The organism is Pseudomonas sp. K2I15 (assembly GCF_002204795.1).
Lineage (GTDB): Bacteria > Pseudomonadota > Gammaproteobacteria > Pseudomonadales > Pseudomonadaceae > Aquipseudomonas.
In genome coordinates this window covers 58,988-80,339 of sequence record NZ_NIXO01000015.1, presented here as the reverse complement: position 1 = coordinate 80,339, position 21,352 = coordinate 58,988, and the positions used below count along the sequence as shown (strand labels likewise).

Sequence of the window (21,352 nt, the reverse complement as noted above, 5' to 3'; positions counted from 1 at the left end):
GAAATTCACAAGATAGAGCGTAGAAAGCCATGACTCAGCAGTATGAACCACTGCGCCTGCACGTCCCTGAACCCTCAGGCCGCCCAGGCTGCAAGACCGACTTTACCTACCTGCGCCTCACTGACGCAGGCACGGTGCGCAAACCCCCAATTGACGTAGAACCCGCCGACACCGCCGACCTGGCCAAAGGCCTGATTCGCGTGCTCGACGATCAGGGCCAGGCCCTCGGCCCGTGGGCCGAAGGCGTGCCGGTAGAGATCCTGCGCAAAGGCATGCGCGCCATGCTCAAGACGCGGATCTTCGACAACCGCATGGTGGTCGCCCAGCGTCAGAAAAAGATGTCGTTCTACATGCAAAGCCTTGGCGAGGAAGCCATCGGCAGCGCCCAGGCCCTGGCCTTGAACATCGACGACATGTGCTTCCCCACCTACCGTCAGCAAAGCATCCTGATGGCTCGCGAAGTGCCGCTGGTAGACCTGATCTGCCAACTGCTGTCCAACGAGCGCGACCCTCTCAAGGGCCGCCAGTTGCCGATCATGTACTCGGTAAAAGACTTCGGTTTCTTCACGATTTCCGGCAACCTCGCCACCCAGTTCGTACAGGGCGTGGGCTGGGGCATGGCCTCGGCGATCAAGGGCGATACCAAGATTGCCTCGGCCTGGATCGGCGACGGCGCCACCGCTGAATCCGACTTCCACACCGCCCTCACCTTCGCCCACGTGTACCGGGCGCCGGTAATCCTTAACGTCGTGAACAACCAGTGGGCGATCTCCACCTTCCAGGCCATCGCCGGCGGTGAAGCCACGACCTTTGCCGGACGCGGCGTGGGTTGCGGCATCGCCTCCCTGCGTGTGGACGGCAACGACTTTGTCGCGGTGTACGCCGCCTCTGCCTGGGCCGCCGAGCGTGCCCGCCGCAACCTGGGGCCCACCCTGATCGAGTGGGTGACCTACCGTGCCGGCCCGCACTCCACCTCCGATGACCCGTCCAAATACCGTCCCGCCGACGACTGGAGCCACTTCCCGCTGGGCGATCCGATTGCCCGCCTCAAGCAGCACCTGATCCGCATCAACCAGTGGTCCGAAGAGGAACATGCGGCGGTCAGCGCCGAGCTGGAAGCAGAAGTAATCAAGGCCCAGAAAGAAGCCGAACAGTACGGCACCCTGGCCGGTGGCCAGATTCCAAGCGCCGCGACCATGTTCGAAGACGTTTATAAAGAGATGCCGGAGCACTTGAAGCGCCAGCGTCAAGAGCTGGGGATCTGACATGAACGATCACAACAACAATATCCAGCCGGAAACCGCCATGACCACCACGACCATGATCCAGGCCTTGCGCTCGGCCATGGATGTGATGCTTGAGCGCGACGACAACGTGGTGGTGTTCGGCCAGGACGTCGGTTACTTCGGCGGCGTGTTCCGTTGCACCGAAGGCCTGCAGAACAAGTACGGCACCTCCCGGGTGTTCGACGCACCGATCTCCGAAAGCGGGATCGTCGGCGTCGCAGTCGGGATGGGCGCCTATGGCCTGCGCCCGGTAGCCGAGATTCAGTTCGCCGACTACGTGTACCCCGCCACCGACCAGATCATTTCCGAAGCCGCCCGCCTGCGTTATCGCTCGGCCGGCCAGTTCACTGCACCGCTGACCATGCGCATGCCATGCGGCGGCGGTATCTACGGCGGCCAGACCCACAGCCAAAGTATTGAAGCGGTGTTCACCCAGGTCTGCGGCCTGCGCACGGTGATGCCGTCCAACCCTTACGACGCCAAGGGCCTGCTGATCGCCTCCATCGAAAACGATGACCCGGTGATCTTCCTCGAACCCAAGCGCCTGTATAACGGCCCGTTCGACGGCCACCACGACCGCCCGGTAACCCCGTGGTCGAAGCACCCGCAAGCGCAAGTGCCGGACGGTTACTACACCGTGCCGCTGGATGTGGCCGCCATTGCCCGCCCAGGCAAGGACGTAACCATCCTCACCTACGGCACCACGGTGTATGTGTCGCAAGTCGCCGCTGAAGAAACCGGCATCGATGCTGAAGTCATCGACCTGCGCAGCCTGTGGCCGCTGGACCTGGAAACCATTGTCAACTCCGTGAAGAAAACCCGCCGCTGCGTGATCGTTCACGAAGCCACCCGTACCTGCGGGTTCGGCGCCGAGCTGGTGGCGCTGGTGCAGGAGCATTGCTTCCATTACCTGGAAGCGCCGATCGAGCGCGTCACCGGTTGGGACACCCCCTACCCGCACGCGCAAGAGTGGGCGTATTTCCCTGGCCCGACCCGAGTGGGCGCGGCTTTGCATCGGGTTATGGAGGTCTGAATGGGCACGCACGTTATCAAGATGCCGGACATTGGCGAAGGCATCGCAGAAGTTGAACTGTCGGTGTGGCACGTCAAGGTCGGCGACCTGGTGGTAGAAGACCAGGTGCTGGCGGATGTGATGACCGACAAGGCCATGGTGGACATTCCTTCGCCGGTGCACGGCAAGGTGATTTCCCTCGGCGGCGAGCCGGGCGAAGTCATGGCGGTGGGCAGTATTTTGATCAGTATCGAAGTGGAAGGCGCCGGCAACACCAAGGAGTCGGCGTTGTCGGCGGTGGTTGAAGACGTCGCGCCTGCACCGGCTCCTGCACCGAAAGCTGAAGCCAGGCCCGCGCCAGTGGCTGAACCCAAACCGGCCGCCAAGCCTGCGGTGGCGGCCCAAGCCCCTGTGGCCCGCGAGGTCGATGACCGCCCGCTGGCCTCCCCGGCCGTGCGCAAACATGCGCTGGATGCTGGCATCCAGCTACGACTGGTACAGGGTTCCGGCCCGGCTGGCCGGATTCTGCATGAAGATTTGGACGCTTACTTGCTCCAGGGTCCGGCGAAAAATTCCGGTGCCTCCAACCCTTACGCAGAGCGCAACGACGAACAGCAAATCCCGGTGATCGGCATGCGCCGCAAGATCGCCCAGCGCATGCAGGACGCCACCCGCCGTGCCGCGCATTTCAGCTACGTGGAAGAGATCGACGTCACCGCCCTCGACGAGTTGCGCGTGCACCTCAACGAGAAACACGGCGCCACGCGCGGCAAGCTGACCCTGTTGCCGTTCCTGGTACGGGCCATGGTCGTGGCGCTGCGGGACTTCCCGCAGATCAACGCGCGTTATGACGACGAAGCCCAGGTCATCACCCGCCTCGGCGCGGTGCATGTCGGCGTCGCCACCCAAAGCGATGTCGGCCTGATGGTGCCGGTGGTGCGCCACGCCGAAGCCCGCAACCTGTGGGGCACGGCGCAAGAAATCAATCGGTTGGCCAACGCTGCGCGCAATGGCAAGGCCAGTCGCGACGAGCTGTCAGGCTCCAGCATTACCCTGACCAGCCTTGGCGCATTGGGCGGGATTGTCAGCACACCGGTGCTGAACCTGCCGGAAGTGGCCATCGTCGGGGTCAACCGCATTGTCGAGCGGCCGATGGTGATCAAGGGCCAGATCGTGATCCGCAAGATGATGAACCTCTCCAGCTCCTTCGATCACCGGGTGGTCGATGGCATGGACGCGGCGCAATTCATCCAGGCCATCCGTGGCCTGCTCGAACAACCCGCCAGCCTGTTCCTGGAGTAACCCATGTCTCAAACATTGCACACCACGCTGCTGATTATCGGCGGCGGGCCTGGCGGTTATGTGGCGGCGATTCGCGCCGGCCAACTGGGCATCCCGACCATCCTCGTAGAAGGCCAGTCGTTGGGCGGCACCTGCCTGAACATCGGCTGCATTCCGTCGAAGGCACTGATCCATGTCGCCGAACAATTCCAGCAAACCGTTCACCACAGCCAGGGTTCGAAACTGGGTATCGAAGTCGATGTGCCGACGCTGGATATCCGCAAAAGCGTCGAATGGAAAGACGGCATCGTTGACCGCCTGACCACCGGCGTTGCGGCGCTGCTAAAGAAACACAAGGTTCAGGTGATTCAAGGCTGGGCCAAGGTCGTGGACGGCAAGACCGTTGACGTCGGCGACCAGCGCATCCAGTGCGAACACCTGCTGCTGGCCACCGGTTCGAAAAGCGTCAACCTGCCGATGCTGCCGATTGGCGGGCCGATCATCTCCTCCACCGAAGCCCTGGCGCCCAAACGCATCCCTAAACGCTTGATCGTGGTGGGCGGTGGCTACATTGGCCTGGAACTGGGGATTGCCTATCGCAAGCTCGGCGCCGAGGTCAGCGTGGTAGAGGCACAGGACCGGATCCTGCCGGCCTACGACGCCGAGCTGACCCAACCGGTGGCCGAATCCCTGAAACAACTGGGGGTGAAGGTGTTCCTGAAGCACAGCGTCACCGGTTTTGAACACAACACCCTGCAAGTGCGTGACCCCGGCGGCGATACGCTGTCGCTGGAAACTGACCAGGTGTTGGTAGCCGTTGGTCGCAAACCCAACACCCAGGGCTGGAACCTCGAAGCCTTGAACCTGGACATGAACGGCTCGGCGATCAAGATCGACAGCCGCTGCCAGACCAGCATGCGCAATGTATGGGCGATCGGCGATCTCAGCGGTGAGCCGATGCTCGCCCACCGCGCCATGGCCCAGGGCGAAATGGTTGCCGAACTGATCAGCGGTAAATCCCGCGAATTCAACCCGGCCGCGATCCCGGCGGTGTGCTTCACCGACCCGGAACTGGTGGTGGTCGGCAAGACCCCGGACGAGGCCAAGGCCGCAGGGCTGGACTGCATCGTGTCGAGCTTCCCGTTCGCCGCCAATGGCCGGGCCATGACCCTGGAGTCGAAAACCGGCTTCGTGCGGGTGGTGGCGCGTCGCGACAATCACCTGATCGTCGGCTGGCAGGCGGTGGGCGTTGGCGTCTCGGAACTGTCCACCGCCTTCGGCCTGAGCCTGGAAATGGGCTCACGCCTGGAAGACGTGGCAGGCACCATCCACGCCCACCCGACCCTCGGCGAAGCGGTACAGGAAGCGGCACTGCGGGCCCTGGGGCATGCGTTGCACCTTTGAGACCGCGGTGGCGCCATCGCAAGCTCCCACAAGGGATCGGCATTCGACAGGGCAACACGGTCGAATGTGGGAGCCGGGCTTGCCCGCGATGACGGTGGATCGGCCAACCAGGATGTCGAATGGTCCACCTACCCCGCTCCCACACAAGCCAAGAATGAAGTATTGTTGCGCCCATCCAGAAATAAACCATAGGCCTGCCTTCGACCAGGCGGTTGACAAAAGATAGAGGGTGTCATGGGTAACGAAAGCATCAATTGGGACAAGCTGGGTTTTGACTACATCAAGACCGACAAGCGTTTCCTCCAGACCTGGAAGGACGGCGCCTGGCAAGAAGGCACCCTGACCGACGACAACGTGCTGCACATCAGCGAGGGCTCCACCGCCCTGCACTACGGCCAGCAATGCTTTGAAGGCCTCAAGGCCTACCGCTGCAAGGACGGTTCGATCAACCTGTTCCGCCCGGACCAGAACGCCGCGCGCATGCAGCGCAGCTGTGGCCGCCTGCTGATGCCGCAAGTGCCGACCGACGCCTTTATCGAAGCCTGTAAGGAAGTGGTCCGCGCCAACGAACGTTTCATCCCGCCGTACGGCACCGGCGGCGCGCTGTACCTGCGCCCGTTCGTGATCGGCACCGGTGACAACATCGGCGTGCGTACTGCGCCGGAGTTCATCTTCTCGATCTTCTGCATCCCGGTAGGCGCCTACTTCAAGGGTGGCCTGACCCCGCACAACTTCCTGATTTCCGGCTACGACCGTGCCGCGCCGAACGGCACCGGTGCGGCCAAGGTCGGTGGCAACTACGCCGCCAGCCTGATGCCCGGCTCCCTGGCGAAAAAAGCCAACTTCGCCGACTGCATCTACCTCGACCCGGCCACCCACTCGAAAATCGAAGAAGTCGGCTCGGCCAACTTCTTCGGCATCACCCACGACAACAAGTTCGTCACCCCGAACTCGCCGTCGGTGTTGCCAGGCATCACCCGCCTGTCGCTGATCGAGCTGGCGAAATCGCGCCTGGGCCTGGAAGTGGTTGAAGGCGACGTGCTGATCGACAAGCTGTCGGACTTCAAGGAAGCCGGCGCCTGCGGTACCGCTGCCGTGATCACCCCGATCGGTGGCATTGAGTACAAAGACAAACTGCACGTGTTCTACAGCGAAAAAGAAGTCGGCCCGGTCACCCAGCAGCTTTATAAAGAGCTGACCGGCGTGCAGTCCGGTGACGTTGAAGCGCCTGAGGGTTGGATCGTCAAGGTCTAATCAACAAGCAGCCAGCAACAGCACAAAACCAAAATGTGGGAGCGGGCTTGCTCGCGAAAGCGGAGTGTCAGTCGACAGATTTATTGACTGACCCACCGCCTTCGCGAGCAAGCCCGCTCCCACATTTGATTTCAGTGCTTGGAAAATCGGGTTCAGACTTTATCCGTCGGGATGTTTTCCAGGATCTTCTTGCCCATGCTGATCCGCGGCTCTGCGCCATAACCCAGCGCCTCGTAAAACCCCATCACCGCGTCATTGCCGCTGGTGATCTGCAGATTGATCTTCATACAGCCCAAGGCGGTCAACGCCTGCTCCGCATGCCGCACCAACGAGGCGCCCAGGCCCTGGCGGCGATAGTCGTTATGCACCGCCACCGAATACAACCAGCCGCGATGCCCGTCGTAGCCGGCGAGGATGGTGCCGATCACCGCCTTCTTGTCAGTGGCCACGAAGAACAAGCCATCGTTGACCGCCAGCTTCTTGTCGATCGCCAGGCCCGGCGTGTTGTGCGCCGCGTCATAACCAAACGCCGCCTGCCACAGCGCCACCACCTGCGCCCGATGAGGGCGGTCGCGATAGGCGCCGATGGGATGGCGAGATGACAACGCCTTCTCCATCACCAGCGTGCGCTCATTGCCATGGTAGACATCGCGCACCGTGTGAAAACCCAACTTGGTGTAGAACGGCTCGGCGGTCAGCGAAGACGGCACATGCAGCGATGTCACCCCGGCTTCCCGGGCGCGCAGTTCGATTTCGATCATCAGCAAGCGCCCGATGCCCTGCCCTTGCAGAGCCGGATTGACGAACACCGAGCGCACCACGTTGGCATCAAGCGCGGCAGTGGCAACAATCACGTCATCCTGGATGGCTACCAGTACCGTTCGACGCGCAAGCAATCCCACGACAGCCTCGGGAGTAAAGTTGCTCGCCACCCGCGCAATCACGTCGGCCGGGTAATCCCGGGCGTTGCTGTCATGCAGGGCCGCCAGGATTACCTGGCTGATGCCCTCCGCATCGGTGGTTTGGGCGAGACGAACTTCAGTGGGCATGGTTTCTCCATCCAGACAAAAATACCTCAAGCCACACAATACCAATGTGGGAGCGGGCTTGCTCGCGAATGCGGTGTGTCAGTCAGCATTGATTTGACTGATGAACCGCCTTCGCGAGCAAGCCCGCTCCCACATTTTGACCTCCATTTCCCTTAACAGCCGATTCGGCTGCCACCCCCCACTTTTCAGCTTTCCCGGCTGAGCCACCCCCTCACTTCAGCCGGGATTCTTCCTTCACACCGCACAAAATAGCTCACTGCCCAACCCCATGGACCCGTGCACCCATGCAAACCACCAACACCGTCCTGATGATCCGCCCGGCGCACTTCGCGTTTAACCCGGACACCGCGATCAACAACCGCTTCCAGCGTGCGCCCCTCGACCCGTTGGCCGCGCAGCAGAAAGCGCTGGAAGAGTTCGACGGCTACGTCGACACCCTGCGCCACCACGGCGTGGAAGTGCTGGTGGTACAAGACACACCGGCCCCCCACACCCCGGATTCGATCTTCCCCAACAACTGGTGGAGCAGCCACGCCGACGGCAGCCTGGTGCTGTACCCGATGGAAGGCCAGAACCGCCGGCTGGAACGCAACAAGGGCGTGCTGCAAGTACTGGAGCAACGCTTTGCGATCCACAACACCATCGACCTATGCCACCTCGAACAACAAAACATCTTCCTCGAAGGCACCGGCAGCATGGTCCTCGACCGCCAGCATCGCATCAGCTACGCCTGCCACTCCGGGCGCACGCATCAGGATGCCCTGCGCCAGTTCGCCGAACGCCTGGGTTATCAGGTCTGCGTGTTCCACGCCGTCGACCGCTACAACGCGCCGATCTACCACAGCAACGTGATGATGAGCGTCGGCCGCGACCTCTCCGTGGTGTGCCTGCAAGCCCTGCCCGACGACCGCGAGCGCCAGGCCCTGGAACACTCCCTGCGCGACACCGGAAAAGACATCGTCGCCCTGGACTTCGACCAACTGGAAGCCTTCGCCGGCAACATGCTCGAAGTCCACGACCGCGACGGCCAGCCGCTGCTGGTGATGTCTGCCAGCGCCTGGGGCTCGCTCAAGCCGGCCCAGCGCCAGCATGTGGAACGCCACACCCGCCCGGTGGTGGTGAACATCGACAACATCGAACGCATCGGCGGCGGCAGTGCCCGCTGCATGTTGGCCGAAGTGCATCTGCCAACCCGCCCCTCATTTCAATAAGGAGTCTTCCCATGACCCGTTATATCGACGTCAACGACTTGAGCTACCTGGTTTCGCAAAAAGGCCTGCAGACCTGCATCACCGAGATGGCCGAATACATCCGCACCGACTACCTGCGCTGGCAAGACTTTGAAAAATGCGCACGCCTGGCCAACCACTCCCCCGAGGGTGTGATCGAGCTGATGCCGGTGTCCGACGCCTCGCTGTACGCCTTCAAGTACGTCAACGGTCACCCGAAAAACACCCAGAGCGGCATGCTCACCGTGATGGCCTTCGGCGCCCTGGGCGATGTCGACACCGGCCGGCCGGTGCTGCTCGCCGAAATGACCCTGACCACCGCGATCCGCACCGCCGCCACCTCGGCCCTGGTGGCGCGCTACCTGGCCCGGGACAACAGCCGCAGCATGGCGCTGATTGGCAACGGCTCCCAGAGCGAGTTCCAGGCCCTGGCCTTCCACGCGATGCTGGGCATCAATGAGATCCGCCTGTTCGACATCGATGCCAAGGCCACCGCCAAACTGGCGGCCAACCTGAAAGCCTTCCCGGCGATCAAGGTGATTCTGGCCGGCAGCGTGGCCGAAGCCGTGAAAGGCGCCGACATCGTCACCACCGTCACTGCCGACAAGGCCTACGCCACCATCCTCACGGACGAGATGATCGAACCAGGCATGCACCTGAATGCCGTCGGCGGCGACTGCCCCGGCAAGACCGAACTGGACCGACGAATCGTCGAACGTGCCCGCGTGATCGTCGAGTACGAACCGCAAAGCCGTATCGAAGGTGAAATCCAGCACATGCCGGAAGATTCGCCAGTTACCGAGCTGTGGCAGGTGATCAACGGCCAGGCGCCGGGCCGCGAAAACGCGCGTCAGGTCACCCTGTTCGACTCGGTGGGTTTTGCCATCGAAGACTACTCCGCCCTGCGTTACGTGCTGGACGTGGCCAAGGCCTTGGACGTAGGCAGCGAACTGGAACTGGTGCCGGATCTTGCCGACCCCAAGGACCTGTTTGCCCGCCTGGCACAGGCGCCGGCCGCACAGCAGAAAAAGCGCGCCTGAGACCGCTCTGGCCTGCCGCTTTGCGTGAGAGGCAGGCGGAAAAAAACCCGACCGACAAGCCGATTTAGCGGGTGTCACAGCCGTTTCCGCTGTGACCCGCGTTTTAACAGCACATTCCGCGCGCCGCGACAGGGGTAAACGACACAAAAAACGCACCCTCTTGAAGCATTCTCTCTGACAAGAAACAACCCAATGTGGCGAGGGAGCTTGCTCCCGCTGGAGTGCGTAGCGCTCCCAGGATTTTGGGGCCGCTGCGCAGCCCAGCGGGAGCAAGCTCCCTCACCACAAAAGACAACTCACCCCAAAAAAATCGCTCAGCTTCAACTTTTCCACTGCCCTGACATCAATTACAAAATATAGGGAATACACATGACTCCGCTTCGATCACTTTTCGCTGCGCTGCTCCTGCCATTGGCCGCCACAGCTGCCCAGGCTCAGGAATGGAAAGAAATCCGCTTTGGGGTCTTCCCCGAATACCCACCGTTTGAATCGGTGGCCGCCGACGGCAGCCTGCAAGGTTTCGACATCGACCTGGGCAACGCCATCTGCGCCAAGCTTGAAGTCAAATGTGTGTGGGTGCACAACGAATTCGACGGCATGATCCCGGCCCTGCGCGCACGCAAGTTCGACGCCATCATGTCCTCCATGGCCGTGACCCCGGCCCGCCAGAAAGTCATCGACTTCAGCGACCGCCTGTTCCTCAGCCCGACCTCGGTGATCACCCGCAAAAGCGCCGACTTCGGCGACACCCCCGAATCCCTGAAAGGCAAGCAAGTCGGCGTGCTGCAAGGCTCGCTGCAAGAAGCCTACGCCCGTGCGCACCTGGCCAAGCTCGGCGCCCAGATCAAGGCGTACCAGTCCCAGGAACAGAACTACGCCGACCTGCAAAACGGGCGCCTGGACGCCACCCTGACCGACAAGCTCGAAGCCCAGCTCAACTTCCTGTCCAAGCCTGAGGGCGCCGACTTCAAGACCGGCCCGGCCTTCAAGGACCCGACCCTGCCGCTCGACATCGCCATGGGCCTGCGCAAGAACGACAAGGACCTGCAAGAGCTGATCAACAAAGGCATCGCCGCCGTCCAGGCCGATGGCACCTACACACAGATCCAGAAGAAGTACTTCGGCGATCAGGATATCTACAACGAGTGACGCCTCCTGTGGGCGCGAGCTTGTGTGGGAGCGGGCTTGCTCGCGAAGACAGAGTGTCAGTCAATACATGTGTGACTGACCCACCGCTTTCGCGAGCAAGCCCACTCCCACACAAACCCGCTCCCACAGTAAATCTCTGCGCTCCATCGAGATACTTCCCATGAATGAATTCCTCAACTTGCAGGGCTTCGGCCCGCTGCTGGCTCAGGGTGCCTGGATGACGGTCAAGCTGGCGTTCCTGGCGCTGGTGCTGAGCCTGTCCCTGGGCCTGATCGCCGCGGGTGCCAAGCTCTCCAGCGTCAAGCTGCTGCGGGTCCCGGCCACGCTCTACACCACACTGATCCGCAGCGTGCCGGACCTGGTGCTGATCCTGCTGATCTTCTACAGCCTGCAACTGTGGCTGAACGACCTGAGCGAAATGCTCGGCTGGGCCTACTTCGAAATCGACCCGTTCACCGCCGGCGTGCTCACCCTCGGCTTTATCTACGGTGCGTACTTCACCGAAAACTTTCGCGGGGCAATTCTCAGCGTGCCGGCCGGCCAACTCGAAGCCGCGACCGCCTACGGCCTGAGCCGCTGGCAGCGGTTTCGCCTGGTGCTGTTCCCGCAACTGATGCGCTTCGCCCTGCCGGGCCTGGGCAATAACTGGTTGGTGCTGCTCAAGTCCACGGCGCTGGTGTCAATCATCGGCCTGTCGGACCTGGTCAAGGCCGCGCAAAACGCCGGCAAGACCACCAACGACCCGCTGTATTTCCTGATCCTTGCGGGCTTGGTGTACCTGGTGATCACCACCCTCTCCAACCGCATCTTCAAGCGCCTGGAACGGCGCTACAACGTGGGCATCAAGGGGATGGCGCGATGATCGAACTGATCCAGCAATACGGCCTGGCCTACCTGTTCACCGACGGCAACGGCTTTTCCGGGGTGGCGATGACCCTGTGGCTGTTCATCATCTCGGTGGTGCTGGGCTTCTTCCTGTCGATCCCGCTGGCGATCGCACGAGTGTCAGAGCACTTCTGGGTTCGCTGGCCGGTGGAGGTCTATACCTACCTGTTTCGCGGCACGCCGCTGTATATCCAGTTGCTGATTTGCTACACCGGCCTCTACGGCCTGGAGGTGGTGCAAGACAACGCCCTGCTCAACCAGTTTTTCCGCAATGCGCTGAACTGCACGCTGCTGGCGTTTGTACTGAACACCTGCGCCTACACCGTGGAAATCTTCGCCGGGGCGATCCGTAACATCCCCCACGGCGAGATCGAAGCGGCCAAGGCCTACGGCCTGCACGGCTGGCGCCTGAACCTGTTTGTGGTGGTGCCCGCTGCACTGCGCCGGGCGCTGCCGGCCTACAGCAACGAAATGATCCTGATGCTGCACGCCACGTCGCTGGCGTTCACCGCCACCATCGCCGACATCCTCAAGGTGGCCCGCGATGCCAACGCCGAGACGTTCCTGACGTTCCAGGCCTTCGGCATCGCGGCCCTGTTGTACATGCTGCTGTCCTTTGCACTGGTGGGCCTGTTTCGACTGGCCGAACGTCGCTGGATGCGTTTTCTTGTTCCTACCCGAGGCTAACCCATGAATCAGTCCGCGCAGGCCCTGGCCACTTACCCCACCGATGCACGCCCTGCCACCAAACCGGTGGTGGTGGCCGAAAACGCCAACGTCAAACTCCAGGTCGAAGGCCTGCACAAACGCTATGGCGAACATGAGGTGCTCAAGGGCGTCTCACTGAACGCGCGTAACGGCGACGTGATCAGCCTGATCGGCGCCAGCGGCTCCGGCAAAAGCACGATGCTGCGCTGCATCAACTTCCTCGAACAGCCCGACGCCGGGGTCATCACCCTGGACGGCATCAGCATCGAAATGCAACAAGGCCGCGCCGGCACCCGCGCGCCGCACCAGGCGCAGTTGCAGAACCTGCGCACCCGCCTGGCCATGGTGTTCCAGCACTTCAACCTGTGGAGCCACATGACCGTGCTGGAAAACATCACCATGGCCCCGCGCCGGGTGCTGGGCGTAAGCGCCGTCGAGGCAGAAAAACGCGCACGCCTGTACCTCGACAAGGTCGGGCTGCCGGGCCGGGTGGCGGACCAATACCCGGCATTCCTCTCTGGCGGCCAGCAACAGCGCGTGGCCATCGCCCGGGCCCTGGCGATGGAACCGGAGATCATTCTGTTCGACGAACCCACCTCGGCGCTCGACCCTGAACTTGTAGGAGAAGTCCTTAAAGTCATACAGACGTTGGCAGAGGAAGGTCGTACCATGCTCATGGTCACCCACGAAATGGGCTTTGCCCGTCAGGTGTCCAGCCAAGTGCTGTTTCTGCACCAGGGCCGTGTCGAGGAACAAGGCCCAGCGGAAATTCTCGACCAGCCAAACAGCGAACGCTTGCAGCAATTTCTTTCCAACCGATTGAAGTGAACACCAGACACCATGGATACCAAGGCCACCGGACCCAACGCTTCCCCTGTGCTGGACCGCATCGATGAAGCCATCATCGACGTGTTACGGCACCAGGGGCGCATCACCTACGAAAAACTCTCGTCGCTGGTGCACCTGACGCCCAGGCCGTGCCTGGAGCGGGTGCGCAAGCTGGAGCGACGCGGGATCATCCGGGGTTATGGGGCGATCATCGATGTGCAGATGGTTTCGCCGGGGCTGTCACTGCTGGTGCTGGTGGCCCTCTCCAACCAGAGCGGGCGCTCGGCGCAGAAGGCATTCGAGGCGTGTGTAAAAGCCTGCCCACAAGTGTTCGAATGCCAACTGATCAGCGGGCCGTTCGACTACAGCCTGCGCATGCGCTGCCGGGACATGGAGCACTACCGCGTGCTGACGGAAACCTGGCTCAACAATGATGAATTGCACATCGATAAATTGGTGGCGCATCCGGAGTTGGCGGTGGTGAAAAATACCGCCACTGAACTGGCCTGAACCCGCCCCTACAGGCAAAAGAGATCAAATGTGGGAGCGGGCTTGCTCGCGAATGCGGTGTGTCAGCAGCACATTTAGCGACTGATACACCGCATTCGGGAGCAAGCCCGCTCCCACATTTAACCGTGCCCGCTTGAGATTCTTTTACCCGGCTTGGCCCCAATCATCTTCGCCTGCCCATCCCGCTGCTTGCCCGTACGTGCCTCGCTGATCAACCCCGGGATCAGCTTGCCTTCCGGCAGATTCTTCCAGAACCGACTCGGCAAATGCCCCTCCATCACCTTGGGATTCAACCGCGCCGGGTTAAAGATATGGCTGTAATACGTCAGCCACATCGCACTGTGGGGATCCTCGACATTCTGCGCCAACTGCTGCCACTCCACCGGGCATTGCCGCCGATGAATCAACTGTTCCCCGTCGTAATAAACCCCATCCAGGGGCGTGGCGATCATCCAGCGATGGCGCCCCATGCGCCCGACAAAATGCTGGCTGGCCACCTTCAAGATATCGTGGGCCGGCTCATGCCACGCCACGTACTCCGGCAACTGCGGCCCCGCCTCTGCCGGCAATGCGATAAACCGCACAAACGCATGCAGATGATGGGCCTCGCGCTGCACCTGCTTGATCCGCCGCTGCAACTCACTGCCCAGCTTGTCCCCCGACATCATCGCCGTACGGTCCCCATGGCTGACGCGCCATAGCACCTCATACAACAGGCTCCAGCGCTGTTCACCGTGATAACACGCGGCAGACTCCAGCAGCTCCAGCAGCGCCTTGGGAATCCGCGCCTGGAACGGCCCGCACTCGGCCGGGTACTGCTCGTCCGTCGCAAACAGGTCCGCTACCTCGGCCACGCCCCAACTCACCAGGCTGGGGTCGATCTGATGGCTGAGCAACCAGCGCGCCTGCTCGCGCCAGGTGCCGAACAGGTTGTCGCATTCCAGGCTGATCATCCCCAAAGCCCCATTTGCTGGGGCTGCGGGCGGTCGCGCAGTTGTTCGCGCAGCAGCACGCTGGTGCTTTCCGCTTGCTGTGGGTGGTAGTCACTGGTGATAAAAAACGGCTTGGCCTTGGCCAGCACGCAACGCATGCGCGCCAGGTCTTCGAAGCGGATCTTGCGCTGGCGACGCAGGTCTACCAGCCGTTGGGTGGTGCGCAGGCCGATCCCGGGAATGCGCGCAATAAGCGTTGGTTCAGCGCGGTTCAAGTCCAGCGGGAACACCTCGCGGTGCTCCAAGGCCCAGGCCAGCTTGGGGTCGATATCCAGGGCCAGGTCACCCGGCCCTTCGAATAGCTCATTGGCGCTGAAACCGTAACTGCGCAACAGGAAATCCGCCTGGTACAAACGGTGCTCACGCATCAACGGTGGCGCCGCCAGGGGCACGCTTTTCGGGCTGTTGGGAATCGGGCTGAACGCCGAGTAATACACCCGGCGCAATTTGAAATTGCCGTACAGCGCCTCGGCGCTGTGGAGGATGGTGCTGTCGTCGGTGTCATCGGCGCCGACGATCATCTGCGTGCTTTGCCCGGCCGGGGCGAAACGCGGCGCGCGCGGTTCGTTAAGCACGGTCTGTTCACCGGTATAGATGGTCTGCATCGCCTGCTTGATCGAGACAATCTGCTTCTCGGGCGCCAGGATTTGCAGGCTCTTGTCGGTCGGCAACTCGATGTTCACGCTGAGCCGATCGGCATAGCGCCCGGCTTCGGCGATCAGTGCCGGGTCGGCTTCGGGAATGGTCTTGAGGTGGATATAGCCGCGAAAGTCATGCTCTTCGCGCAGGAGTTTGGCGACCCGCACCAATTGCTCCATGGTGTAGTCGGCCGAACGGATGATGCCGGAGCTGAGAAACAGCCCGCTGACGCAATTGCGCCGGTAAAAGTCGAGGGTCAGGGTCACCACCTCCTCAGGGCTGAAGCGTGCACGGGGCACGTCGCTGGAGCGGCGGTTGACGCAATATTGGCAGTCGTAGAGGCAGAAATTGGTCAGCAGTACCTTGAGCAAGGACACGCAGCGCCCGTCGGGCGTGTAGCTGTGGCAGATGCCCATGCCATCAGTGGAACCCAGCCCCGCCTTGCCTTCCGAGCTGCGCTTGGGCGCGCCGCTGCTGGCGCAGGAGGCGTCGTACTTGGCGGCGTCGGCGAGGATGCTGAGTTTTTCGATCAACTGCATGAGGCTTCTACCGATACTGGTTTTTTGTACAGTATCAGCAGCTACGCCCCAATTCCAGTGCCGTCTGTAGGAGCGAGCTTGCTCGCGACAAACCTGAGAGCGCTGCGTTGAATCAGGATGCCAACGTCATCGTTGACGACCTTCGCGAGCAAGCGCGCTCCTACAGTGGGCAGTGGGCGGTCCTCAGCTAGCGGTCGCCAGCAAGAGATCCTGCACCGAACGGCTCTTGCCGCGGCTGCGGTCGTGCTCGTACAGCGACGCAGCAATCTCGTCGGCACGAATCGGCAGGATCGACAACAAGGTGTCGCTCAAGCCATGGCTGGCCTGGCTGAAGCCCTGCATGTAGATGCCGGCCTTGCAGCGCTCGTCGGTGACAATGCGGTAGTCGCGGCTGACGTCGAAGTCGCCCATATAGTCCGCCAACGGTGCCAGCAACTGGCGGTGCATCTGGCGCTCGTAACCGGTAGCCAACACCACGGCATCGTAGTGATTCAGGCTGGTTTCGCCGGTGGCGTTGTTGCGCAACGCCAACTCGACACCCAGCGGCCCGGCCGTGGCTTTTTCCACGGTGGTCAGGGTGCGGAACGCGTGACGGGCGATGCCGGAGACTTTCTGACGGTAGAAGATCCCGTAGATGCGCTCGATCAGGTCCAGGTCCACCACTGAGTAGTTGGTGTTGTGGTACTCGTTGACCAGGCGCTCGCGCTCACTGCCGTTCTGCTGGAACACCAGGTCGGTGAATTCCGGCGAGAACACTTCGTTGACGAACGGGCTGTCATCGGCGGGCTTGAGGGCGGAGCCGCGCAGGATCATGTCGACCTGTACCGACGGGAAGCTGTCGTTGAGGTCGATAAAGGCTTCGGCCGCGCTCTGGCCGCCGCCGATGATCGCGATGCGCATCGGCTTGCCGTCGACACACGGCTGCTTGGCCATGCGCTCCAGGTATTGGGAGTGATGGAACACCCGCCCGTCATCCTTGAGCCCCTTGAACGACGCCGGAATACGCGGCGTGCCACCAGCGCTGACCACCACCGAACGGGTGGTGCGCACATGCTGCTCACCCTGGGCATCCCGGGAAATCACCCGCAGCGCCTCGACCTGCTGCTGATGCAGGATCGGCTCGATGGCCAGCACTTCCTCGCCATAACGGCTCTGCGCCTGGAACTGCCCCGAGACCCAGCGCAGGTAGTCGTTGTACTCCATGCGGCACGGATAAAAGGTGCCCAGGTTGATGAAGTCCACCAGTCGGCCGTGGGCTTTCAGGTAATTGACGAACGAATACGGGCTGGTGGGGTTGCGCAGGGTCACCAGGTCCTTGAGGAAGGAAATCTGCAATTCACTCTGGGTCACCAGGGTGTTGCCGTGCCAGCGGTAGTCGGCCTGCTTGTCGAGAAACAGCACGTCCAGTTTGCCCTGGGCTTTCTCACGCTCCTGCAGGGCGATGGCCAGCGCCAGGTTCGAAGGGCCGAAACCAATACCGATCAGGTCGTGAACGGCGGGCGATGCAATTGCCTGTGTCATTCCAGTGTCCTCTGGATAAGCCCCGTGGCGGTGGGGGCGGGAAAGCCTCAGAGACCTGAAGGCACAGCAACAGGTCGTGTGTTGATAGGAGACGAGGACAATGAAAAAAAATTTAGCTGGCGCTGGAATCAGTGCGCGTCCCACTCGCGCATGCGCACCCGGCAATGCTTCATGGCATTGACGATGTGCTTTTCCACCAACGCGCGGGAAATGCTCAGGCGCTCGGCGATTTGCAGGTGGGACAGACCGTCAAGCTTGCGCAGCAGGAAGCTGTCACGGCAAAGCGACGGCAGTTCGGCCAGGGCGCGCTCGAGCATCTCCAGGCGCTGGCCGTGATCCAGGCTGTGGTGAGGCGAAGACAGCGAAAAACGCTCTTCGCTGTCGAGTACTTCCAGGGGTTCGGCCTGGCGCAACGCGTTGCGCCGATGGCCATCTATCACCAGGTTCAGTGCGGTGCGATAGAGAAAGGCGCGAGGCTGTTCGATCGGCGTATCACTGGCGCGCTCCAGTACTCGCACATAAGCGTCATGCACCACATCTTCGGCCACCTGACGGTTGCCCAGCTTGGCGTTAAGGAAACACACCAGCTCGCGATAGTAGTTTTCCAACATGACTCCCGACCGCCTGGAGGCGGAATTAGGTCCTTTGAATACGAAGTTAACAGCCGATTCGGTGACGCAGCTCGATGATGGCAGTTTGAGGCGCGTGTAATTTATAGTAATTCTCATCTACTTTTAAACAAGACTTGCATCGCCAGGCAATTATTTTGCCTCCGCACACCTGTAACCGCATATGTAACGGCCTAAATCCCCGGGCAATTTCCTCGTCTACCTGTCAGCTTCCCGCTCCTGCGGGCCGATCTTTCCTGGCTGGAACTCTGCATGAAACGTCCTCGACCTGCCCGACGCGCGCTGTTTGTCATTACGTGCCTGATTCCCATTATTGCCGTGGCGGCCTGGCAGGTCCTGCCGCCGGGCCGGGACAATCTGGCGACCGTCACCGTGACGCGTGGCGATATCGAAAGCAGCGTCACGGCCTTGGGCACCCTGCAACCCCGGCGCTATGTGGACGTGGGCGCGCAGGCGTCCGGGCAAATCCAGAAGATCCACGTTGAAGCCGGCGATCAGGTCAACGAAGGCCAATTGCTGGTGGAGATCGACCCCTCGACGCAAAAAGCCAAGCTCGATGCCAGCCGCTTTGCCATCGAAAACCTGCAGGCCCAGTTGCAGGAGCAACGGGCCCAGCACGAACTCGCCCGCCAGAAGTACCAGCGCCAGCAACGCCTGGAGGCCGGTAACGCCACTCGTGAAGAAGACGTGCAAACCGCCAAGGCCGAACTGAGTGCCACCCAGGCCCGGGTCGAGATGTTCCAGGCGCAGATCCGCCAGGCCAGGGCCAGCCTGCGCAGCGACGAAGCGGAACTGGGCTACACCCGCATCTATGCGCCGATGAGCGGCACCGTGGTCGCGGTGGACGCCCGGGAAGGCCAGACCCTCAACGCCCAGCAGCAAACCCCGCTGATCCTGCGGATCGCCAAGCTGTCACCAATGACCGTGTGGGCCGAGGTCTCGGAAGCGGATATCGGCCACGTCAAACCCGGCATGACCGCCTACTTCACCACCTTGAGCGGCGGTGCCCGGCGCTGGAGCAGTACCGTACGGCAGATTTTGCCGATCCCGCCCAAGCCGCTCAACGAAACCAGCCAGGGCAGCGGCAGCCCCAGCAGTGCCGGCAAAAGCGGCACCGGCCGAGTGGTGCTGTACACGGTGCTGCTGGATGTTGATAACACCGACAACGCCTTGATGGCCGAAATGACTACCCAAGTGTTCTTCGTCGCAGGCCAGGCGCAGAACACCCTCACCGCCCCTGTTGCCGCCCTGCAAGGCCGTATTGGCGCCGACAAGCAGATCGCCCGCGTGGTGGCGAAAAACGGCAACATTGAACTGCGCGAAATCCGCCTGGGCATCAGCGACCGCCTGCGAGTCCAGGTGCTGGAAGGCCTGAACGAAGGCGATCACCTGCTGATCGGCCCGGCCGATGGCAGCGGGGGTTGAATGTCGACCCCACTGATCGAACTCAAGGGCATCCGCAAATCCTACGGCGGCGGCGACACACCCCAGGTTGACGTGCTGCGCGGCATCGACCTGGCGATCCATGCCGGTGAATTCGTGGCGATTGTCGGCGCCTCCGGCTCCGGCAAATCCACGCTGATGAACATCCTCGGCTGCCTCGACCGCCCCACCGAGGGCGACTACCTGTTCGCCGGGGAGAACGTCGCCCAACTGGACAGTGACGAACTCGCCTGGCTGCGCCGCGAAGCCTTTGGTTTTGTGTTCCAGGGCTACCACCTGATCCCTTCCGGCTCGGCCCAGGAAAACGTCGAAATGCCGGCGATCTATGCCGGTATCAGCGCCGCCGAACGCCACGCCCGCGCCAACGCCCTGCTGACTCGTTTGGGCCTGGCCGAACGCACCGCCAATCGCCCGCACCAGCTTTCCGGCGGCCAACAGCAACGGGTGTCAATTGCCCGCGCATTGATGAACGGCGGGCATATCATCCTCGCCGACGAGCCTACCGGCGCACTCGACAGCCACAGCGGCGCCGAGGTCATGACCCTGCTGGACGAACTGGCCAGCCAGGGCCATGTGGTGATCCTGATCACCCACGACCGCGAAGTGGCGGCGCGGGCCAACCGCATCATCGAGATTCGCGATGGGCTGATCATCAGCGACTCCGCCGACACCAGCAAGACGGCCCCCGTGGCCATCTCGGGCGCCTTGCAAGCCGTGGACCTGCGCCAGCGCCTGGCCGATGGCGCCGAGCACAACGGTGCCTGGAAAGCCGAGTTGCTGGACGCCGTGCAAGCCGCCTGGCGGGTGATGTGGATCAACCGCTTTCGCACCGCGCTGACGTTGCTGGGGATCATCATCGGCGTCGCGTCGGTGGTGGTGATGCTGGCGGTGGGCGAAGGCAGCAAGCGCCAGGTCATGGCGCAGATGGGCGCCTTTGGCTCCAATATCCTCTACGTCAGCGGGTCGGCACCCAACCCGCGCACGCCACCCGGCGTGATCACCCTCAACGACGTGGCCGCCCTGGCGGCCCTGCCTCAGGTCAGGCGCATCATGCCGGTGAATGGCGCAGAGGCCGGGGTTCGCTTTGGCAACGTCGACCACATGGCCTATGTCGGCGGCAATGACACCAACTTCCCGGCAATCTTCAACTGGCCGGTGGTCGAGGGTAGCTACTTCACCGAGGCCGACGAGCGCGCCGGAGCCACGGTGGCCGTGATCGGCAAGCGGGTACGGGACAAGCTGTTCAAGGATCAGGTCGATCCGATCGGACAATACATCCTGATCGAAAACGTTCCGTTCCAGGTGGTCGGTGTGCTCGCCGAAAAAGGCGCCAGCTCCGGCAACAAGGACAGCGATGACCGTATCGCCATCCCCTACTCCGCCGCCAGCGTGCGCCTATTCGGCAGCTACAACCCCGAATACGTAGTGATTGCCGCTGCCGACGCGCGCAACGTGCACGACGCCGAACAGGCCATCAACCAGTTGTTGCTGCGCCTGCACAACGGCAAGCATGACTTTGAACTGACCAACAACGCCGCGATGATCCAGGCCGAGGCACGCACCCAGAACACCCTGTCGCTGATGCTCGGCTCGATTGCCGCGATTTCGCTGTTGGTGGGCGGTATCGGCGTGATGAACATCATGCTGATGACCGTGCGCGAACGCACCCGGGAGATCGGCATTCGCATGGCCACCGGCGCACGGCAGCGGGACATCCTGCGTCAGTTCCTTACCGAAGCGGTGATGCTCTCGGTGGTCGGTGGCGTCACCGGCATCGGCCTTGCTCTGCTGGTGGGTGGCGTGCTGATCCTTAGCAACGTGGCCGTCGCATTCTCGATTCCGGCCGCCCTGGGTGCCTTTTTGTGCGCCCTGGTCACCGGCGTCATTTTCGGTTTCATGCCGGCCCGAAAAGCCGCCCGACTTGATCCGGTCAAGGCCCTTACCAGTGAATGAT

At 62.2% G+C, this 21,352-nt stretch carries 19 protein-coding genes; 14 read left to right on the top strand and 5 right to left on the bottom strand.

Translation table 11 applies throughout. The features are described 5' to 3' along the window. Positions 1–29 precede the first annotated feature (29 nt). From CEC48_RS11930 to CEC48_RS11910, 5 genes are all read left to right on the top strand, one after another. Entirely contained in the window at positions 30–1,265 is a 1,236-nt protein-coding gene (locus CEC48_RS11930; protein WP_088423924.1) for a 3-methyl-2-oxobutanoate dehydrogenase (2-methylpropanoyl-transferring) subunit alpha, read from the top strand. A 1-nt stretch (position 1,266) separates the two neighbouring features. Then, positions 1,267–2,319: an alpha-ketoacid dehydrogenase subunit beta gene (locus CEC48_RS11925; RefSeq protein ID WP_088423923.1), complete on the top strand. Its 1,053-nt coding sequence runs from the start codon at positions 1,267–1,269 to the stop codon at positions 2,317–2,319. Then, complete coding sequence (locus tag CEC48_RS11920; RefSeq protein ID WP_088423922.1) at positions 2,320–3,600, top strand: dihydrolipoamide acetyltransferase family protein; 1,281 nt, start codon at positions 2,320–2,322, stop codon at positions 3,598–3,600. It abuts the gene before it with no gap. Between the two features lie 3 nt (positions 3,601–3,603). Beyond that, a complete protein-coding gene (gene lpdA / locus CEC48_RS11915; RefSeq protein ID WP_088423921.1) occupies positions 3,604–4,983 on the top strand; it encodes a dihydrolipoyl dehydrogenase in 1,380 nt (459 codons plus the stop codon). Positions 4,984–5,217: 234 nt separating this feature from the next. Next, entirely contained in the window at positions 5,218–6,237 is a 1,020-nt protein-coding gene (locus CEC48_RS11910) for a branched-chain amino acid aminotransferase (RefSeq protein WP_088423920.1), read from the top strand. 152 nt (positions 6,238–6,389) lie between these two features. On the opposite strand, the gene CEC48_RS11905 is transcribed toward CEC48_RS11910, so the two are convergent. Next, a complete protein-coding gene (locus CEC48_RS11905; RefSeq protein ID WP_088423919.1) occupies positions 6,390–7,286 on the bottom strand; it encodes a GNAT family acetyltransferase in 897 nt (298 codons plus the stop codon). A gap of 284 nt (positions 7,287–7,570) precedes the next feature. Between CEC48_RS11905 and ctlX the strand changes: the two genes are divergently transcribed. The 7 genes from ctlX (at position 7,571) to CEC48_RS11870 (ending at position 13,635) form a co-directional block, all read left to right on the top strand. Beyond that, a complete protein-coding gene (ctlX, locus tag CEC48_RS11900) occupies positions 7,571–8,497 on the top strand; it encodes a citrulline utilization hydrolase CtlX (protein WP_088423918.1) in 927 nt (308 codons plus the stop codon). 11 nt (positions 8,498–8,508) lie between these two features. Next, entirely contained in the window at positions 8,509–9,555 is a 1,047-nt protein-coding gene (locus CEC48_RS11895) for an ornithine cyclodeaminase (RefSeq protein WP_088423917.1), read from the top strand. 369 nt (positions 9,556–9,924) lie between these two features. Beyond that, positions 9,925–10,704 carry an ABC transporter substrate-binding protein gene (locus tag CEC48_RS11890; RefSeq protein ID WP_088423916.1) on the top strand — a complete coding sequence of 260 codons (780 nt, stop codon included), beginning with the start codon at positions 9,925–9,927 and terminating at the stop codon, positions 10,702–10,704. Between the two features lie 160 nt (positions 10,705–10,864). Further along, positions 10,865–11,566, top strand: a complete 702-nt coding sequence (locus tag CEC48_RS11885; RefSeq protein ID WP_088423915.1) for an ABC transporter permease — start codon at positions 10,865–10,867, stop codon at positions 11,564–11,566. Then, positions 11,563–12,276: an ABC transporter permease gene (locus CEC48_RS11880; protein ID WP_063028534.1), complete on the top strand. Its 714-nt coding sequence runs from the start codon at positions 11,563–11,565 to the stop codon at positions 12,274–12,276. The genes CEC48_RS11885 and CEC48_RS11880 overlap by 4 nt, the downstream gene beginning before the upstream one ends. Positions 12,277–12,279: 3 nt before the next feature. Continuing rightward, the gene (locus CEC48_RS11875) at positions 12,280–13,125 is read left to right on the top strand and encodes an ABC transporter ATP-binding protein (protein WP_256579703.1); all 846 of its coding nucleotides are present in this window, start codon (positions 12,280–12,282) and stop codon (positions 13,123–13,125) included. 12 nt (positions 13,126–13,137) lie between these two features. After that, on the top strand, positions 13,138–13,635 hold the full coding sequence (locus CEC48_RS11870; protein ID WP_088423914.1) for an Lrp/AsnC family transcriptional regulator: 498 nt from the start codon (positions 13,138–13,140) through the stop codon (positions 13,633–13,635). Positions 13,636–13,754: 119 nt separating this feature from the next. On the opposite strand, the gene CEC48_RS11865 is transcribed toward CEC48_RS11870, so the two are convergent. From CEC48_RS11865 to CEC48_RS11845, 4 genes are all read right to left on the bottom strand, one after another. Next, positions 13,755–14,588, bottom strand: coding sequence for a TIGR03915 family putative DNA repair protein (locus CEC48_RS11865; protein WP_088423913.1), 834 nt, complete (start codon positions 14,586–14,588; stop codon positions 13,755–13,757). Then, positions 14,585–15,805: a putative DNA modification/repair radical SAM protein gene (locus CEC48_RS11860; RefSeq protein WP_088423912.1), complete on the bottom strand. Its 1,221-nt coding sequence runs from the start codon at positions 15,803–15,805 to the stop codon at positions 14,585–14,587. The genes CEC48_RS11865 and CEC48_RS11860 overlap by 4 nt, the downstream gene beginning before the upstream one ends. A 183-nt stretch (positions 15,806–15,988) precedes the next feature. Next, positions 15,989–17,326: a lysine N(6)-hydroxylase/L-ornithine N(5)-oxygenase family protein gene (locus CEC48_RS11850; protein ID WP_088423910.1), complete on the bottom strand. Its 1,338-nt coding sequence runs from the start codon at positions 17,324–17,326 to the stop codon at positions 15,989–15,991. Positions 17,327–17,454: 128 nt separating this feature from the next. Beyond that, positions 17,455–18,021: a sigma-70 family RNA polymerase sigma factor gene (locus CEC48_RS11845; RefSeq protein ID WP_371917763.1), complete on the bottom strand. Its 567-nt coding sequence runs from the start codon at positions 18,019–18,021 to the stop codon at positions 17,455–17,457. A gap of 186 nt (positions 18,022–18,207) precedes the next feature. Between CEC48_RS11845 and CEC48_RS11840 the strand changes: the two genes are divergently transcribed. Both CEC48_RS11840 and CEC48_RS11835 read left to right on the top strand, forming a co-directional pair. Beyond that, a complete protein-coding gene (locus CEC48_RS11840) occupies positions 18,208–19,380 on the top strand; it encodes an efflux RND transporter periplasmic adaptor subunit (protein ID WP_088423908.1) in 1,173 nt (390 codons plus the stop codon). Continuing rightward, positions 19,381–21,351 carry a MacB family efflux pump subunit gene (locus CEC48_RS11835; RefSeq protein ID WP_088423907.1) on the top strand — a complete coding sequence of 657 codons (1,971 nt, stop codon included), beginning with the start codon at positions 19,381–19,383 and terminating at the stop codon, positions 21,349–21,351. Position 21,352: the final 1 nt, after the last annotated feature.

What these genes read in the sequence shown, in the direction of transcription:
- CEC48_RS11930 (WP_088423924.1), top strand. Translation starts at nt 30, where the DNA reads ATGACTCAGCAGTATGAACCACTGCGCCTGCACGTCCCTGAACCCTCA.
- CEC48_RS11925 (WP_088423923.1), top strand. Translation starts at nt 1,267, where the DNA reads ATGAACGATCACAACAACAATATCCAGCCGGAAACCGCCATGACCACC.
- CEC48_RS11920 (WP_088423922.1), top strand. Translation starts at nt 2,320, where the DNA reads ATGGGCACGCACGTTATCAAGATGCCGGACATTGGCGAAGGCATCGCA.
- lpdA (WP_088423921.1), top strand. Translation starts at nt 3,604, where the DNA reads ATGTCTCAAACATTGCACACCACGCTGCTGATTATCGGCGGCGGGCCT.
- CEC48_RS11910 (WP_088423920.1), top strand. Translation starts at nt 5,218, where the DNA reads ATGGGTAACGAAAGCATCAATTGGGACAAGCTGGGTTTTGACTACATC.
- CEC48_RS11905 (WP_088423919.1), bottom strand. Translation starts at nt 7,286, where the DNA reads ATGCCCACTGAAGTTCGTCTCGCCCAAACCACCGATGCGGAGGGCATC.
- ctlX (WP_088423918.1), top strand. Translation starts at nt 7,571, where the DNA reads ATGCAAACCACCAACACCGTCCTGATGATCCGCCCGGCGCACTTCGCG.
- CEC48_RS11895 (WP_088423917.1), top strand. Translation starts at nt 8,509, where the DNA reads ATGACCCGTTATATCGACGTCAACGACTTGAGCTACCTGGTTTCGCAA.
- CEC48_RS11890 (WP_088423916.1), top strand. Translation starts at nt 9,925, where the DNA reads ATGACTCCGCTTCGATCACTTTTCGCTGCGCTGCTCCTGCCATTGGCC.
- CEC48_RS11885 (WP_088423915.1), top strand. Translation starts at nt 10,865, where the DNA reads ATGAATGAATTCCTCAACTTGCAGGGCTTCGGCCCGCTGCTGGCTCAG.
- CEC48_RS11880 (WP_063028534.1), top strand. Translation starts at nt 11,563, where the DNA reads ATGATCGAACTGATCCAGCAATACGGCCTGGCCTACCTGTTCACCGAC.
- CEC48_RS11875 (WP_256579703.1), top strand. Translation starts at nt 12,280, where the DNA reads ATGAATCAGTCCGCGCAGGCCCTGGCCACTTACCCCACCGATGCACGC.
- CEC48_RS11870 (WP_088423914.1), top strand. Translation starts at nt 13,138, where the DNA reads ATGGATACCAAGGCCACCGGACCCAACGCTTCCCCTGTGCTGGACCGC.
- CEC48_RS11865 (WP_088423913.1), bottom strand. Translation starts at nt 14,588, where the DNA reads ATGATCAGCCTGGAATGCGACAACCTGTTCGGCACCTGGCGCGAGCAG.
- CEC48_RS11860 (WP_088423912.1), bottom strand. Translation starts at nt 15,805, where the DNA reads ATGCAGTTGATCGAAAAACTCAGCATCCTCGCCGACGCCGCCAAGTAC.
- CEC48_RS11850 (WP_088423910.1), bottom strand. Translation starts at nt 17,326, where the DNA reads ATGACACAGGCAATTGCATCGCCCGCCGTTCACGACCTGATCGGTATT.
- CEC48_RS11840 (WP_088423908.1), top strand. Translation starts at nt 18,208, where the DNA reads ATGAAACGTCCTCGACCTGCCCGACGCGCGCTGTTTGTCATTACGTGC.
- CEC48_RS11835 (WP_088423907.1), top strand. Translation starts at nt 19,381, where the DNA reads ATGTCGACCCCACTGATCGAACTCAAGGGCATCCGCAAATCCTACGGC.